The sequence below is a fragment of the Vibrio sp. SCSIO 43137 genome, assembly GCF_028201475.1.
Classification (GTDB): Bacteria; Pseudomonadota; Gammaproteobacteria; order Enterobacterales; family Vibrionaceae; genus Vibrio.
In genome coordinates this window covers 1,111,391-1,126,829 of the sequence record NZ_CP116384.1, presented here as the reverse complement: position 1 = coordinate 1,126,829, position 15,439 = coordinate 1,111,391, and the positions used below count along the sequence as shown (strand labels likewise).

Genomic DNA, 15,439 nt, shown 5'->3' with positions numbered 1-15,439 from the left:
CCCTGCCCATTGTTGTTAAACCAAAATGACATCATTTCTCATACTGTACAGAATAAACAAGACCTCTTCCTGTTCACGCTGTCCGACGCTGTTTTTCTGCATTGCTTCAAGTGCATCATCCAGCACGGCAACAAACTCGATGGCAGATATGTTCATCCCCTGATGAACGGCCCGCATATCTTTTCCTTTATACAGGTTTGGTCCACCGGTACCGGTAATAAAAAACTCAGATACGGTTTTCTTTAATTTACTGGTGTCAGAGTTAGCAAACCGGTTAGATATGGTTTGGTTGTCCAGGTGCAGGTCAACAATGTCGCTGGATATCTGAGTGATTTTTTCGCTGCCACCAAGTCTTTCATATAGTGAAGTACTCATAATTTGTCCTTGTTTATTTTTGAGGAGGTTTGTTTCCCACAGGCACCATAATGTGTGCGTACGGTGTTCCTTTCCACATTACATACGGTCCTCCGTTGAATGGGTCTTCACTGATTCCTTCAAGCAGTTCATGGGGTACCACTATCATCAGATGGGGCCCTTCTTTTACCCAAACGTCACCGTTGTTTGGATCTGTAGCGGTAGGATCTGAGTTACTGACATAGGCGTCCCCCTGCATCATATAGGAAATACCGATTCTGTCTGTTTTAAATGGCTTTCCTTCTGCTGCGGCCTGAAGTAACTGTGACCAGACCTGATCGTTACACATAGGATGAGAGTCTCCGGGGATAACCGGAACTCCCGGAACACAGTGCCAGTGAGGACTGCCTTTCCTCAGAACGGTTCCGTCGGTATCAAGGATCGTTGCTTTTGCACTAAGTTCATGGTGCGCCGCGCTTTCAGCTTTATGAATCTTACTTAATTCCGTTGTTGAGCATCCTGCTACCGCAAATACTGCAGTGGCTACTGCTATATGAATGAGCTTCATATCATCTCCTACCACTTTGTTTATCATCATTAGTAAAAATAGCTGCGGAGACGGGTTGTAATTATGAGAATTTGATGGGATTTGCGTGCAGGCGATGCTATTCGCACTATTATCAATAACAGGATAATAATTAGGCCGACGTTTTGAACAGATATGGTGAACAATCCCGCAAAACTGAGTTGCACTATCTCGAGCAGATAATGGATGACAAAGGACCGGATGTAATCGGGGTACACGGAATTGCAGGGGTAGGTAAAAGTACCCTGCTTCAATGGTTTTCTCAGGATTTCCCGGATAGATGTCGGTTTCTCGATTGTCGTTCTGTAGAGCCAACACCAAGAGCTTTTATGGAAAAGCTAAACGCCATTCTCAGTAGTAATTGCAATCAGCTTAGTGATTATCACAAATCCATTTCTCCCGGAACGGTATTAATTCTGGATAATTTTGAGTCTTTCTGCTTACTGGAATCGTGGTTAAGAACGGAATTTGTTCCTGCTATTCTCGGCAAGTTTAAACTGATCTTATCAGGACGACTTGTCCCGGACAATCAGTGGGTAATTAACCCTCCGCAAAACTGCAATTTTGTCCGTTTGCATCTGCAATGCCTGCCGTTGACTGCTGCCGTAGGGTTTCTTCAGTCTCAGGGGCTGTCAAAAGTTGAAGCGATACGGGTCAACCAGTTTGCTAAAGGTCACCCCGTTGCCTTAAGACTTGCCGGCGTCGCTATGTTGGAACAACCTGACAGGGAGCTTCATCAGGTTCCCCCGAACTCGGTTGTTCGTTCACTGGTGCAGTTTTTTATTGAGGATATTAAAAGTGATGACTTAAGGGATGCTTTGGAGGCATCTTCTATCGTCCGCAGGGTAAGTGATTCTTTATTGAGCGCGATGCTTGAGATAGATAACAAAGCCGCCGTTAAGTTATATGGCGAGCTGGAGAGCATGAAGTTTATTGAGTCCCATGAAGATGGTCTTTCGCTGCACGAGATGATCAGAACGGTTTTGTCTAGCAGCCTTAAAGCGCGTTCACCATTAAAGTATTCCTGCTATCGGCGTAATGCCGGTAAAACACTGCTAAAAGAGATGAAGGAGGTGAGTTGTAATCAGCTATGGCGCTATACCGCTGACATTCTTTATCTGGTAGATAACCCTGTGATACGCAGTGCCTTCTTTCCTCAGAATGATCAAAGAGCCTATAGCGTGCTACCTGCTCAGCCGGCAGACAGACAAACGGTGTTAAGTACTGTATGTGAGCATGAGTCTGCTGTGGTTTCAGAAATCTATTCTAAGTGGTGGGACAGAAATCCCGGCTCATTTCATTGTGTAAAGGATAGTGACAATCAGGTGGCCGGTTTCTATTTTCTGATTAAACCGGAACAAGTGACTAAAGAGCTGAAAAAACATGACCCTGTTATTGCAGAGTGGATGAATGATTTAGCTTTACGTGATGGTAGTCAGGTACAAGCGGATAAAAACCTGTTTATCCGGCGTTGGTTGTCTGTAGCCGATGGTGAAAGCTTAAGTACCGTCCAGGCCGCGTGCTGGTTAGATATCAAACGAGCTTATCTTGAAATGCGTCCGCGATTGCAACGGGTATACCTGACGCTGAATGATCTACAGCCATATGCCTCCGCTGCAACTGAACTTGGCTTTCAGGTTCTCAGCAAGGTGATCGAAATAGACAAGGTCAAATATTACACTGCCATGCTTGATATGGGGCCGGATTCCGTTGACGGCTGGATATCCACCCGTCTGATGAATGAGATTGCGCAAGATACAGAGCATGAAGAACGTCCCGATTGGTTTGACCCAAAGGCGAGGCAGTTAAATCTCAATCAGCAGCGTATCGATCTCACTCCTCTCGAATTCGGGACACTGGAGTTGCTGGTCAAAAACCGCGGAACAGCAATCACAAGAAAACAGTTGTTAAAAGAGGTGTGGGGCATTGAGTACGAAGGGGCAAGCAATGTTGTTGACACCATCGTTCTTTCACTGAGAAAGAAACTGCAACAAAAATCAACGGTGATTCATTCTGTCAGGGGAACCGGATACAGATTTGAGAGCGAAAAGTGACGTTTCGCTCTTATAGGCTGATGAGTATATGGATGCTTTTGCTCATCATATTTGTGAAACGAAGAGGGTCGGGTTATGTCCAGATATTATATCGACTGCCGGGATTATCCGGGTGATATAAGCTGTTCTGTTGCGTTGGCTGCAGATACAAAAGAAGAACTACTACAGGCAGTGGTAGAGCATGGATGTAAAGTTCATGGCTATGAAGATACACCTGAATTTCGTGAAAATATAATGAAGGAGTTTAAGGAGGGGACTCCGCCTGAATAATCAGAGCAACACCCTAAGTGCTAAACCCCCATTACTGGTACTTAGGGTGTGCAAAATCAGCTAATGACTTAATAACTTATCGAGTCCATCATCTGAATCAGATATATCCTCACTTCATCACTGGTCTGGCTATGCCAGAAGTCAAAACTGAATGCGACCAGCGGAATGCCGAACATAATAGTGAAAACTAACACCATCAGATGCTTAGGCGAAAGCTGCCAGCCATTGCGGGTTTTAAAACCAAGGGCTTGTTTTTTAGGGCAGGCAGATACGCAGCGCATACAGGCCTGACATTCGTCAGTGCGGATCTGGCTTGCGGTATGCACAATAATGTTAGAAGGACAGGCACGGGTACATTTATCGCAGTTAATATCTCCTCGCTCATTAAGACAGTGGTTCTTTTCCCTGCGAATCTTAAACGGACTTAAAAAGCTGACTAGCCCGAGTAGTGCACCGTAAGGGCAAAAGTAGCGGCAAAATGCCCGTTTACGCCACGCCGCCAGCAGGAGAAACAGAGCGAGTACCGACAAGGTGATTAATCCCGGTTCAACAAAAAGCCAGGCGGTTTTTACATCGGCTATTTTGTGATAGTTACCATTCAGGTAATAAGGGATGGCTAGCGGATGCATTCCAACAGAGATAAAGGTAAAAAAGGCCAGCAGCAGATACTTAAACATGCGTAACGGCCAGTCCAGCCATGCAGGTACCGGATAGTTTCCTTTAATCAGCTTTTTGCGCCAGTTAAAGATGTATTCACCCGCTAATCCTACGGGACAAATCCAGCCACAAAATGCCCTTTTACAGAGAATGCCAGTCACCATTACTGTCAGAAGCATTACCGCCCCTGCCGGGTGGACTGGATCCCAGTAGCCCAGAACAGCAATTGCCTTCAGCTCAATGGCTGCTGCGATAGGAAGAAACGCGTCGGTAACATCAGGGCGCATAAATCCGGGTGAGACTTTAGCCGCCAGAAAAGCGGTGTGCACCGCATATTGAATTGCGACAAAGAAAAACGACAATGCCATTGCATGCTGGCAGGCATTGCGCAGGATATCCGGCCTTTGGTTAGCCTGAGCCATTTGAGGGTAGAAGTGATGGAAAGCGGTGATCAGTACTGTCGCCAGTACCAGAGATAGCATCAGGGGCCAGTACAGTGTCGCGGCTGAAGCACCAACGACAACAAGAGCGGTAACGGCAGCACCAAGTTTTTTACCGCTGGTATAAAGCAGGCTGACACTATAAACAAGAGCCAGCATCAGCGTAATGGATTCAATAAAAGTCACGACAGTACCATCAAATGTTTTGCTGGCATTATAAGCGCTTCGGCATTGCTAATGCGTGATTAAAACCGACATCGTACGTTTCATTGATACATATTAATTTCTGCACGTTTTGCTCTAATACTTTAGAGGTAAAATTTGAACGTCAGCTCAGGTTTTTCAATGTTTTAATTCCTTATTTATACTGTGGTTTAAGTAATATGAACCCAAGATGAACAATCCGATTCATCGGTTATTCAAACCTATTCTCTTACTATCAGGCTCCCTTTAAATGACCTTTTGAGAAGTAAAAATTATGGATAGCAAAGAGAAACTTTCTTTTATCACCATTAGCCTGCATTGGCTGGTAGGTGTTTTGATGATCTACATGTTGGTGTCGGGCTTAGTGATGGATGATGTTGAAATACGCTGGTTATTTGATTCCCATACGTCTTTCGGTGTGGCTATCGTCGCACTGGTGATCCCGAGAGTAATATGGCGCTATGCCAATGGCTGGCCTGAAAGTGTCGGTGACTACAGCAAGTTTGAGAAAATCAGTGGTAAAGCCGTTCACTGGCTTCTGATTCTGGCTACGGTACTTATGCCGCTCTCCGGTATCTTAATGGCATTGGGGGGCGGACATGGCCTGTCTTTCTTCGACTATGAAATTATTGCATCGGTAGAAAACCCGCTTAACTCAGAGGAACCGCTTGTGGTTTACCCTATGCTAGAGAGTATTGGCGGAGCGGTACATGATGCTGTTGGCTCAACGCTTCTTCCCGCTGCACTGCTGCTGCATATTGCCGGAGCATTGAAACACCACATCGTAGATAAAGATAAAACCATGACCCGGATGTTGGGCAAGTAACATTTCTTCTGACCTAAATTTAATCTAACAAAGCTGACATTTTAACGGCACTTTGTTAGATTTTTGTTACTTTATAAACTAAACGGATTTGATATGAATATCAATCTTCTAACCCCTGAGTTAATGGCAAAACTCTGATGGTTAGTTATTGTGACTATTATGTAACAACGCTGCTGGCTAACGGTTCGTATCAGATAAGGAAGTTAAATGAATAAGGTTGTGATTGTGACAGGTGGCAGCAGGGGGATTGGCGCCGCTACATCGGTTTTGCTTGCTGAGCAAGGGTACAAGGTGTGCGTCAACTACAGAAAAAATGTTGCAGAAGCGGAGAAAGTTGTCAGCCGGATATTTGAAAGTGGCGGAGAAGCATTTGCTTTTCAGGCAGATGTGACCGATGAATCTGATGTTGAGGCGCTGTTTGCCGCAGTAAACCTAACATATGGAATGGTGACTCATCTGGTTAACAATGCCGGTGTTCTGTTTACTCAGTCACAGTTTTCAGATATCAGTTATCAGCGTTTTAATGAAGTGATGCAGAGCAATGTTGGCAGTTGTTTTCTATGTTCGAAGGCGTTTATAAATCAATGCGGGTCTAGTGGTGCCATTGTTAACGTCTCGTCTGCGGCATCGAGAACCGGAGCGCCGTTTGAGTACGTTGACTATGCTGCATCGAAAGGTGCGATGGATTAATTAACTAAAGGTTTGTCTCTGGAGCTGGCAGCTGAAGGGATTCGGGTAAACGGGGTGAGGCCGGGCTTTATTTATACTGAGATGCATGCCGATGGGGGGGAGCCGGGAAGAGTCGACAGGCTGGCGAAGCAGATTCCGTTGCAGCGAGGAGGAACGCCGCAAGAGGTTGCCCAGTCTATTGCATGGCTGTTATCTGATGAGGCTTCATACGTGACCGGAGCCTTTATTGATATCGCCGGAGGAAGATAAAAAAACGGTGACCATTTAGTCACCGTTTTAGATTACTGTGCTGAATTATCTTATGCGTACTGTTTAACCAGTTGTTGCCATAAGGCTCTCTGCTGGTGGAAACGCATTTTTATCTGCTGATACTCAAGCTTGGCGACAGAGTGCTCATAACGCTGGGAGAGTTTCTCTTTTTTACACTCAACCAACTTTTTCTTCACTGAATAGTAGTCACTCATACAGCTGAACAGAGTATCAAACTCTTGCTGTAGTCTCTGGCTGATATGCTGCCTGTTTGGCTTCAGTGCCAGATTCTGAGTCGCTTTTGCCAGCATTACCTGAGCTTTGGCTTTTTCAATCCGTATAGCAGGTGTGATACGCAGGTTTTTCGCCAGCCCAAGCCAGTGACAAGTCTTGATAAGCCACTTTGTCGGATCGTATTGCCACCAGCGGATGCCGTTACGGTAATCACCTTCGAAGATATGGTGGAAATTATGGTAGCCCTCACCAAAAGTGAAAAAGGCCAGAATGCCGTTATCGCGGGCGCTATTTTTCACCGTGTAAGGCTGTGAACCCCAGATATGCGCCAGTGAATTAATAAAGAAGGTAGAGTGGTGGCTAAGGAAAAGCCGCAATGCACCAACAACCAGTAGCGTGCCAATAATATCCTGATAAATCACGCCTAACAGTAACGGAATACCAAGGTTAGTCAGAATAGCGAGAGCCAGATAGTGTTTATGTTGCCACATAACAATCTTATCTTTTTGCAGGTCGCGGCAGTTACTGTAGTCAGAGTAGCTATCCTGATTATAGTGTCTCAGCATCCAGCCAATATGAGAGAACCAGAATCCGCGCTTAGCGGAGTAGGGATCTTTGTCATTGTTGTCTACAAACTTATGGTGTGGCCGGTGATCGGAAGACCAGTGCAGAGCACTGTTCTGCAGGGCAAATGCACCGCCGATAGCGTACAACCAGCGAAGAGACGTATGAGCTTCATAGGCTTTATGTGCCCATAGCCTGTGATATCCGGCAGTGATTGAGAGATTACAGTAACTAAAGGTAATTAAAAACCAGATCAGGTGAGGCCAGCCGAAGCCGTTTATGTGGCCATATATCGGGGTGGCGATGAGTGCCAATAGGGCGGTAATCACAAACAGTGCGATATTCAGCCATATTAGCGGGGGTTTTTGACTCGAATTCATTGTCCTTATGCCATTTGAGTGAACACTTGTACGCCAGAATATCAGCGTACAAGTGTTCACTCAACCTATAATAGACAATATTTGAGATGCGTCTTGTTCTCAGTTCAACCCTTCTCCCGGCAGCAGCCTGACAGGAGAAGAGTATTCAGAGGTTAAAGTGTTGCCTGATGAGCAATAATTAACTGGCTCATTTTCTCTTCGGCGGCTTTACTCGCATCCTCATAGCTCATTTCACTGTTAAATTCAGTGACTACTTCGTAGTAACACTTAATCTTAGGTTCCGTGCCTGAAGGGCGCACAATAACGCGGGATTTGTCTTCAAGGTGGTAGATAAGAACATCACTGGCGGGCAGGTCGATGGCTTCTGTTGAACCGTCGGCAGAGAAACGGAGGGAAGCTTTCAGATCTTCAGTGGTCACTATCTTCACACCATTAATGTCACTCGGCGGATTAGCGCGTAGCTTGTCACCGATTGGCGGAGCCGCCGGATCAAGGGCAATACTGCGCTGTTGATTCAGGTAAAAGCCATGTCGCCGGTAAATCTCCTCTAACTGATCCCAGATAGTAAGGGTGCGCTTTTTCAGTTGATCGGCAAGTTGTGCGAAAGCCACTAGTGCAGAGAGTCCGTCTTTGTCCCAGACATTATTGCCAATGGTGTATCCCAGGGCTTCTTCGTAGGCAAATAAGAAATGGTGTTCTTCGTCTTCTTTCGCCATGGCAACGTTAGTCAGCCATTTAAAACCCGTAAGGGTCTGGTAGTAACTTGCCCCTTTTTCTTTGGCGATTTCGCCAAGCAGACGTGAAGATACAATGGTGTTACCCACTAGCATTTTACTGGCATCTGAATGGGTTAACAGGTATTCGCCCAACAGAATACCGACCTGATCACCCGTCAGCATCTGGTAACCAGAGTCCTCTTTTCGAACCGCAACGGCAAAACGGTCGGCATCCGGGTCATTAGCACAAGCCAGCTCTGCGTTCACTGAAGCGGCTAGGTCAATTACCATATCCATAGCCCCTTTTTCTTCCGGGTTAGGGAAGTTTACGGTAGGGAAGTGACCGTCGGGTTCTCTCTGTTCACTAACACTGTAGACCTGATCAAAGCCTGCATCGTTAAGTAGGGTTTCAGCTAAATCCGCTCCCACACCGTGCATTGCGGTATAAGCCACTGAAACATGCTTATAATCCGGCGGTGAAAGGTAAGGGATGGCGTTAACGGACTGACGGTAAGACTCGTAGTAGTCGTCACCCAGCCAGATAAGCTTGCCGTGTTTTTCAGCGTCATCGAGGGACATTAGCGGAATTGGCTTTTGAGTGGCCTGTTCAATTTTTGCTGCGATACCGCTGTCATGTGGAGGGATAATTTGTGCACCGTTTTCCCAGTAAACCTTAAACCCGTTATATTGTGGCGGGTTATGACTGGCGGTGACTACGACGGCGGCAGCGGCGTTAAATTTTTTTACACCATAAGCGACTACAGGAGTGGCAGCCACTTTATGGGTAAGGTAAACTTTAATGCCAAGAGCGGTAAGAACCGCTGCGGTATCATGGGCAAATGCCTTTGAGTCAAGACGCCCGTCATAACCGACTACCACGCCGCGGGTAGAAGCGTGTTCAACTTTGTCTATCAGATAGTGACCAAGTCCGGTGGCTGTTTCCTGAATAACAAGCTTGTTCATACGGTTGGGGCCACACCCGACCAGTCCCCGCAGACCGGCAGTACCAAATGCCAGCCTTCCGCTAAACCTGTCTGCCAGTTCGGCACGGTTATCTGCATCAATGAGTTGCTGAAGTTCTTCGCGTGTTCTTGGATCCGGATCGCGGGTTAACCAAGTTTCAATGGAGTTCATCATAATTGTTACCTATCGTTTTTTTCTTTATGCTAAATGATAACCATTCTCATATCCATAAATAAATGACGATATATGCCTGCTGGTATCTTAAACATAGTTAACTGGGTGAGCTTAAGCTGAGAAAATGCACAACTTCTCGTAACTGAGCTTCTATCGTGCAGAAAACGACATACCGCATAGTTTCTAATGACAAATCTATCGCCCTAGCTCTTTTGTGGTATGTTGACAGATTATTCAACTAATTAGCTGATCGGACAAAAGTATGAAGTGGTATTTTACAGCCCTCAGAAAGGGGTTAACGTTCAGGGGAAGGGCAAGGCGAAAAGAGTACTGGTATTTCTTCCTGTTTAATTTTCTGGTGGCAATACTACTGAGCTTTGTTGACCTTCAAATGGGCTGGATAAGTGCTGATCTAAACTCAGGGGTTTTGAGTGGTATCTACTCTTTGTTGATTATTGTTCCTAGCCTCGCTGTTTCTGTCCGTCGTCTGCATGACTCTGATCGCAGCGGATGGTGGGCTTTGCTACTGTTTATTCCTTTAATCGGTTTCCTGATCCTTCTGTTCTTTTTTGCCAAAGACGGCACCATGGGGGATAACCGCTTCGGAGCCGATCCAAAAGAGATATGCTTCAACAGCCTGAAGTTTTAATTCAGAGAGAGCCGGAGCGAAAACTCCGGTTTTTTTGTGCCCTTAAGCCAGAGGACGACCTTAGTTATTGTTATGTTCACAAATCATTGGCCGAGTCATAGATGGTAATCTGATTCCGTCCCAGAGATTTAGACTGATAAAGCGCCTTGTCAGCCCTTGCAATTGAAACATCAGAACTGTCGGTTAAATCGTATTCAGAAACCCCAAAACTGGCAGTAAACGGAATTGATTTTCCCTGATAATCTAACGGCTGTTGTTCAGTCTCTTTTCTGATCCGTTCTGCTACTGCACTGGCGGTTTCTGTGTCAGCCCCCGGCAGAAATATCAGAAACTCCTCTCCGCCGTATCTGGCTGCAATATCATAACCCCTTACGGATGAGTGAATGGTTGCTGCAAACTGCTTAATAGCGACATCCCCGGCTTCATGGCCATAGCTGTCATTGATCTTTTTGAAGTGATCAATATCGGCGATTACAACGGAAGCACAACTGTTTTTTCTTTTCAGATAAGAGGCCTGAGAAGAAATTTGATCAAATAGTGCCCGCCGGTTAAGCATATCGGTAAGTTCATCTTTGGTGGCCAGTTTTTCCAGCAGGGCATTACTGTCCATCAGATAGCTGGCCAGCAGGAAAATGGTGAAGCCGAAAATATAGGCGGGCAGAAAGATAAGCTGAAACAACATAATATCACTGTAAAAATAGTTTTTGGTGTTTGTGACTTCCGATACTTCCAGCTCAAATAGCATTAACAACACCCAGATAAACAGGGTAGCGATCAGGCCGTAGTCGGCTTTGTTTGGTTTGGGTCTCCTTAAAATAACAACCAGCATATTAAGTACTGAGCTGATCAGCACAAACAAAAAACTGATAGTGATGTTTAGTTCTAGCTGCCTCTCTATAAACAACATAGTAGCCAGATAAATAATACCCAGCACATAGGCCGCGCGTTCAAATGCAGGCCTGCGATAGCGTATAGCAAGGCCGATGGAGTGAGAACTGGTAAATAGGCCGAGGCAGATATCCAGTGCTTTTAGCTCGGTTTCAGTCTGGTACTCAGGTATACCTGCCACCATATAGATGGTCAGCATGGAGATTAGATAGAAACTGAGATAGAAAGGCTTGGCTTTGCGTTCTCCGGCTGGCTCTTTGATCAGCAGGGCGGCAGACAGGGCAAAAAGTGTGATAACCAGTGCGACAGATAATAGTGCATTTTGTGCCAGCATAAGTGTCCGGAGAATAGTGGTTTACTAATAAACTTAGCTTATAGCCGGGTAACCTCAAGATGCTTTTTAGCACAAAGCCTGATCCTGAGTATTTTTGTAAAAGTGACAACAGTTAACTATTGTCTATTTGATAATTGGGCTATGATTCGTAGCAAATTAACAGCCGGAAAACGGGAGTGAATGTGGACAGAGTAGACAGTGAGTGGGTCAAGGTTGCGTTAGATCTTACCTCGGGAATTTCCGATAACGACCGGTTTGCCCGTCTGTTATCCACTATCCGTGAGAGTCTGAGTTGCGATGCATCAGCACTACTTCTGTTTAAAAACCAGCAGTTTATCCCCCTTGCAATTAATGGTTTGAGTGAAGATGTACTGGGCAGGCGCTTTGACCTTGATAAGCACCCAAGGCTTGAGGCGATAGCAAGGGCAGGGGATATTGTACGTTTTCCTTCTGACAGCGATCTGCCGGACCCTTATGACGGCCTGATACCAAATCACGCTGATGACCTTATGGTTCACTCCTGTATAGGCCTGCCGTTAATGCTGGAAGACAGATTAATTGGGGCGGTGACCATTGACGCCTTTGACCCTAAACAGTTTGATAACTTTAAGAATCAGGATTTGCGGCTGATCAGCGCACTGGCTGCCAGTAGCCTGAATACGGCTCTGCTAATGCAAAAGCTGGAGCGTTATTCCGGGCTGGAATCGGCGGCGACCACAACGGGCGCAAAGGGAAATTTCAGCGCAGAAATTATCGGTCAGTCACCGGCCATCGAGGAACTGAAATCTCATATTGCCGCTGTCGCTGACACCCACTTGTCTGTTCTTATTATGGGTGAAACGGGTGTCGGTAAAGAGCTGGTAGCCAATGCCATTCATGCTCAGTCGGGTCGCAATGCAAATAACCTTGTCTATCTGAACTGTGCAGCGCTGCCGGAAAGTGTGGCGGAGAGTGAGCTGTTTGGTCATGTTAAAGGCGCGTTTACCGGTGCTATCAGCAACCGTAAAGGCAAGTTTGAAATGGCCGACAAGGGGACCCTGTTTCTTGATGAGATAGGTGAGCTCTCACTCGCGTTGCAGGCTAAGTTGCTAAGGGCGCTCCAGTACGGTGACATTCAGCGTGTCGGCGATGACAGAAACATCAAAGTAGATGTACGCATCATTGCAGCAACCAACCGGATTATGCATGAAGAGGTAAAAGCAGGGCGTTTTCGTGCCGATCTCTACCATAGATTAAGTGTTTTTCCTCTGTTTGTTCCGCCATTAAGGGAGAGGGATAAAGACATTGTTTTACTGGCTGGTTTTTTTGCCGAAAAATGCCAGTACAAGCTGGCGGTTTCTTCCATTGGTCTTGATTCTGAATCGCTGAGAATGATTGAACGCTACCCGTGGGAAGGTAATGTGCGCGAGCTGGAGCATGCCATAAACCGGGCAGCAGTACTGGCAAAATCTGAGCAGTCGGGACAGCATGTTGTCCTTCATCCCCACCATTTTCATCTGGGGCAGCAGTCAAATAGCTCTGTTGAACAGGACAAAACCGGACAGGCAGATGAACAGCAGAAAGCATTCTCTGCATTTGCTCACCTTGGCCTTAAGGAGTCCGTTGAGCAGTTTCAGGCCTATATGATTCAGAAGGCGTATAAAGAGAACGGTCACAAGCTGAATGCCACCGCAAAACAGTTAAAAGTGGATGCAGGAAATCTGCACAGATTAATGAAAAGGCTAAATCTTAAATAATTGTCATTAGCACAACAAATTGTATTAATGACAATAAAAATCGAATGGTCAAAATGACAATTTAATGTTTGATTCCTATATAAATCAATAATTTATAATTTGGCACGCTTGTTGTAATAGAGGGAGGACTTATTACAACAAAGGACCTTATGATGACAAAGCAAAAATTGTCTATTGTCGCTTTAATCATAGTGTGTGTAACTTCATTCGCTATTCTGTTAAGCCTTGGTAGTGAGATCTACCGTCAGGCTCCGCCGGTTCCGGCTTCAGTGGAAACTCCGGCCGGAGAGGTAATCTTCAGCAAAAATGATATTCAGGATGGTCAGTCTGTCTGGCGTACCATGGGCGGACACCAGCTTGGCTCTATCTGGGGTCATGGCTCCTATGTCGCTCCGGACTGGACCGCTGACTGGATCCACAGAGAATCAGAGATCTGGCTTAATCTGGCGGCAAAATCACAGTTTTCAAAACCTTTTGACCAGTTAAGCACTTTCGAGCAGGCGCAACTTGAGAGTATGCTCAGGGAGGACATTCGTCCAAACAGCCATAATGCGGACAGTAATGTGATCCGTATTTCAGAGCGACGTGCAGAAGCGATCAAGCAACTGACGCAATATTACGTTGAGTTATTTGGTGATAACCCGGATTATCAGCCTGAGCGTGAAGCTTACGCTATGAAAGAGCTGACCATCTCAACGGCTGAAAAGCGCGAGAAACTGGCTGCATTCTTCTTCTGGGGAGCGTGGGCAGCGGTAACTGAGCGTCCGGGAGAGAACTACACCTACACCAATAACTGGCCGTTTGATCCTGTTGTCGGCAACACTCCGACTTCAAGTAATATCGTATGGTCGATCCTGAGTGTGGTTGTGCTGATTGCCGGTGTTGGTGCCCTTGCGTGGTATCACGCAAGCCTGAGACACGAACCACTACCGAAAATGCCGGAGAAAGATCCCCTGTTCGGTACTAAACCGACAGCATCTCAGAAAGCGTTATTTAAGTACTTCCTGACGGCGGTTGGTTTGTTCCTGCTGCAAATCGTTCTGGGCGGCATAACCGCACACTACGGTGTTGAAGGTCAGGACTTCTACGGTATTCCTCTGTCAGAGATCCTGCCTTACTCCGTTACCCGTACCTGGCATACACAGCTGGCGGTATTCTGGATTGCCACAGCGTGGTTAGGTACCGGTTTATATATCGCTCCTTCACTATCCGGTTATGAGCCTAAATGGCAGAAACTGGGTGTTAACGTACTCTGGGTTGCGCTGGTTATTGTTGTGCTGGGCTCTATGGCAGGCGAATGGCTGGCGGTTCAACAGTACTTTGATATTGATACCAGTTACTGGCTGGGGCATCAGGGTCAGGAATATATCGACCTTGGGCGTATCTGGCAGATCCTGCTGCTGGTTGGCCTGCTTATCTGGCTGGCTCTGGTTACTGTGGCTATCCGCCCAGCGCTGTCGCAAAAAGGCGATATGCGTCCGGTTATCTGGGTACTTTACGCATCTTGTGTGGCTATCGGCCTGTTCTATGGTGCTGGTCTGTTCCAGGGTAAACACACCAACCTGGCGATTGCAGAATACTGGCGCTGGTGGGTAGTTCACCTATGGGTTGAAGGCTTCTTCGAGACCTTTGCGACTTCTGTTATTGCCCTGCTGTTTGTCCGCCTTGGTCTGGTACGTGCACAATCGGCTAACAGTGCTGTACTGTTTGCTACAGTTGTGTTCCTGACCGGTGGTTTAATCGGTACCCTGCATCACCTTTACTTTACCGGTACACCAACATCGGTTATTGCATGGGGTTCCGTATTCTCGGCACTGGAAGTTGTGCCGCTGGCACTGATTGGTTTTGAAGCTGTTGAAACTTACCGTATGCAGCACACCACTTCGTGGATGAACCGTTACAAATGGGCGATTATGTTCTTTGTTGCCACTGCGTTCTGGAACTTAGTAGGTGCCGGTGTACTTGGTTTCCTGATTAACCCGCCGATTGCTCTTTACTTCATTCAGGGTCTGAACACTACTGCAACTCATGCCCATGGTGCCTTTATGGGGGTATACGGTATGCTGGGTATCGGCCTGATGCTGAGCTGTCTGCGTGGCCTGATGGGCGACAGCAAAGCGTGGGATGATAAATGGCTGAACTGGTCATTCTGGACCCTGAATATCGGCCTTGCAGCGATGACCTTTATGTCTCTGCTACCTGTTGGTATTGTTCAGTTCTTTGCGGTTATCGAAAACGGCTACTGGTACGCACGTTCACCGGCGGTAATTCATAGTGAGCTGGTGGAAATGCTGGTCTGGTTGCGTATGCCGGGAGATATCTTGTTCGGTGCTGGTGGTCTGTTTATCGCTATGTTCCTGGCTAAGCTGGTGCTTGCTTCGGTACGTGGTGAGTCGACGCCGCTAACATCAAAGACCGTTTAAAGTTAAAACGAGAGCCGGAGTAATCCGGCTCTTTAATCATTTTGTCAG

At 46.5% G+C, this 15,439-nt stretch carries 12 protein-coding genes and 1 pseudogene; 7 read left to right on the top strand and 6 right to left on the bottom strand.

Going from position 1 to position 15,439, the window contains the following annotated elements; all coding sequences use genetic code 11:
* Nucleotides 1–15: 15 nt before the first annotated feature.
* Both PK654_RS20990 and PK654_RS20985 read right to left on the bottom strand, forming a co-directional pair.
* Nucleotides 16–375 carry a group I truncated hemoglobin gene (locus PK654_RS20990; protein WP_271699347.1) on the bottom strand — a complete coding sequence of 120 codons (360 nt, stop codon included), beginning with the start codon at nt 373–375 and terminating at the stop codon, nt 16–18.
* Nucleotides 376–388: 13 nt separating this feature from the next.
* A complete protein-coding gene (locus PK654_RS20985) occupies nt 389–922 on the bottom strand; it encodes a hypothetical protein (RefSeq protein ID WP_271699346.1) in 534 nt (177 codons plus the stop codon).
* A gap of 143 nt (nt 923–1,065) precedes the next feature.
* Between PK654_RS20985 and PK654_RS20980 the strand changes: the two genes are divergently transcribed.
* Together PK654_RS20980 and PK654_RS20975 are read left to right on the top strand one after the other, a co-directional pair.
* Nucleotides 1,066–2,994 carry a winged helix-turn-helix domain-containing protein gene (locus tag PK654_RS20980; RefSeq protein ID WP_271699345.1) on the top strand — a complete coding sequence of 643 codons (1,929 nt, stop codon included), beginning with the start codon at nt 1,066–1,068 and terminating at the stop codon, nt 2,992–2,994.
* A 75-nt stretch (nt 2,995–3,069) separates the two neighbouring features.
* Nucleotides 3,070–3,264 (top strand): DUF1059 domain-containing protein, encoded by a 195-nt coding sequence (locus PK654_RS20975; RefSeq protein WP_271699344.1) that lies wholly within the window; start codon nt 3,070–3,072, stop codon nt 3,262–3,264.
* Nucleotides 3,265–3,332: 68 nt separating this feature from the next.
* Here the strand turns inward: PK654_RS20975 and PK654_RS20970 are convergent, their stop codons facing one another.
* Nucleotides 3,333–4,547, bottom strand: a complete 1,215-nt coding sequence (locus tag PK654_RS20970; protein WP_271699343.1) for a 4Fe-4S binding protein — start codon at nt 4,545–4,547, stop codon at nt 3,333–3,335.
* 292 nt (nt 4,548–4,839) lie between these two features.
* On the opposite strand from PK654_RS20970, the gene PK654_RS20965 reads away from it, so the two are divergent.
* Nucleotides 4,840–5,391, top strand: a complete 552-nt coding sequence (locus tag PK654_RS20965) for a cytochrome b (protein WP_271699342.1) — start codon at nt 4,840–4,842, stop codon at nt 5,389–5,391.
* Between the two features lie 207 nt (nt 5,392–5,598).
* A pseudogene (locus PK654_RS20960) lies at nt 5,599–6,330 on the top strand (SDR family oxidoreductase).
* Nucleotides 6,331–6,380: 50 nt separating this feature from the next.
* Here the strand turns inward: PK654_RS20960 and PK654_RS20955 are convergent.
* Both PK654_RS20955 and PK654_RS20950 read right to left on the bottom strand, forming a co-directional pair.
* Nucleotides 6,381–7,508, bottom strand: coding sequence for an acyl-CoA desaturase (locus PK654_RS20955; RefSeq protein WP_271699341.1), 1,128 nt, complete (start codon nt 7,506–7,508; stop codon nt 6,381–6,383).
* A 152-nt stretch (nt 7,509–7,660) separates the two neighbouring features.
* The gene (locus PK654_RS20950; protein ID WP_271699340.1) at nt 7,661–9,361 is read right to left on the bottom strand and encodes a phospho-sugar mutase; all 1,701 of its coding nucleotides are present in this window, start codon (nt 9,359–9,361) and stop codon (nt 7,661–7,663) included.
* A gap of 262 nt (nt 9,362–9,623) precedes the next feature.
* On the opposite strand from PK654_RS20950, the gene PK654_RS20945 reads away from it, so the two are divergent.
* Nucleotides 9,624–10,010, top strand: coding sequence for a DUF805 domain-containing protein (locus PK654_RS20945; protein WP_271699339.1), 387 nt, complete (start codon nt 9,624–9,626; stop codon nt 10,008–10,010).
* 76 nt (nt 10,011–10,086) lie between these two features.
* Here PK654_RS20945 and PK654_RS20940 read toward each other — a convergent pair whose 3' ends face one another.
* Nucleotides 10,087–11,232, bottom strand: coding sequence for a GGDEF domain-containing protein (locus PK654_RS20940; RefSeq protein WP_271699338.1), 1,146 nt, complete (start codon nt 11,230–11,232; stop codon nt 10,087–10,089).
* Nucleotides 11,233–11,414: 182 nt separating this feature from the next.
* Here PK654_RS20940 and norR point away from each other — a divergent pair, with 182 nt between their 5' ends.
* Entirely contained in the window at nt 11,415–12,968 is a 1,554-nt protein-coding gene (gene norR, locus PK654_RS20935; protein ID WP_271699337.1) for a nitric oxide reductase transcriptional regulator NorR, read from the top strand.
* Nucleotides 12,969–13,120: 152 nt separating this feature from the next.
* Nucleotides 13,121–15,391 carry a nitric-oxide reductase large subunit gene (locus PK654_RS20930; protein WP_271699336.1) on the top strand — a complete coding sequence of 757 codons (2,271 nt, stop codon included), beginning with the start codon at nt 13,121–13,123 and terminating at the stop codon, nt 15,389–15,391.
* Nucleotides 15,392–15,439 lie beyond the last annotated feature (48 nt).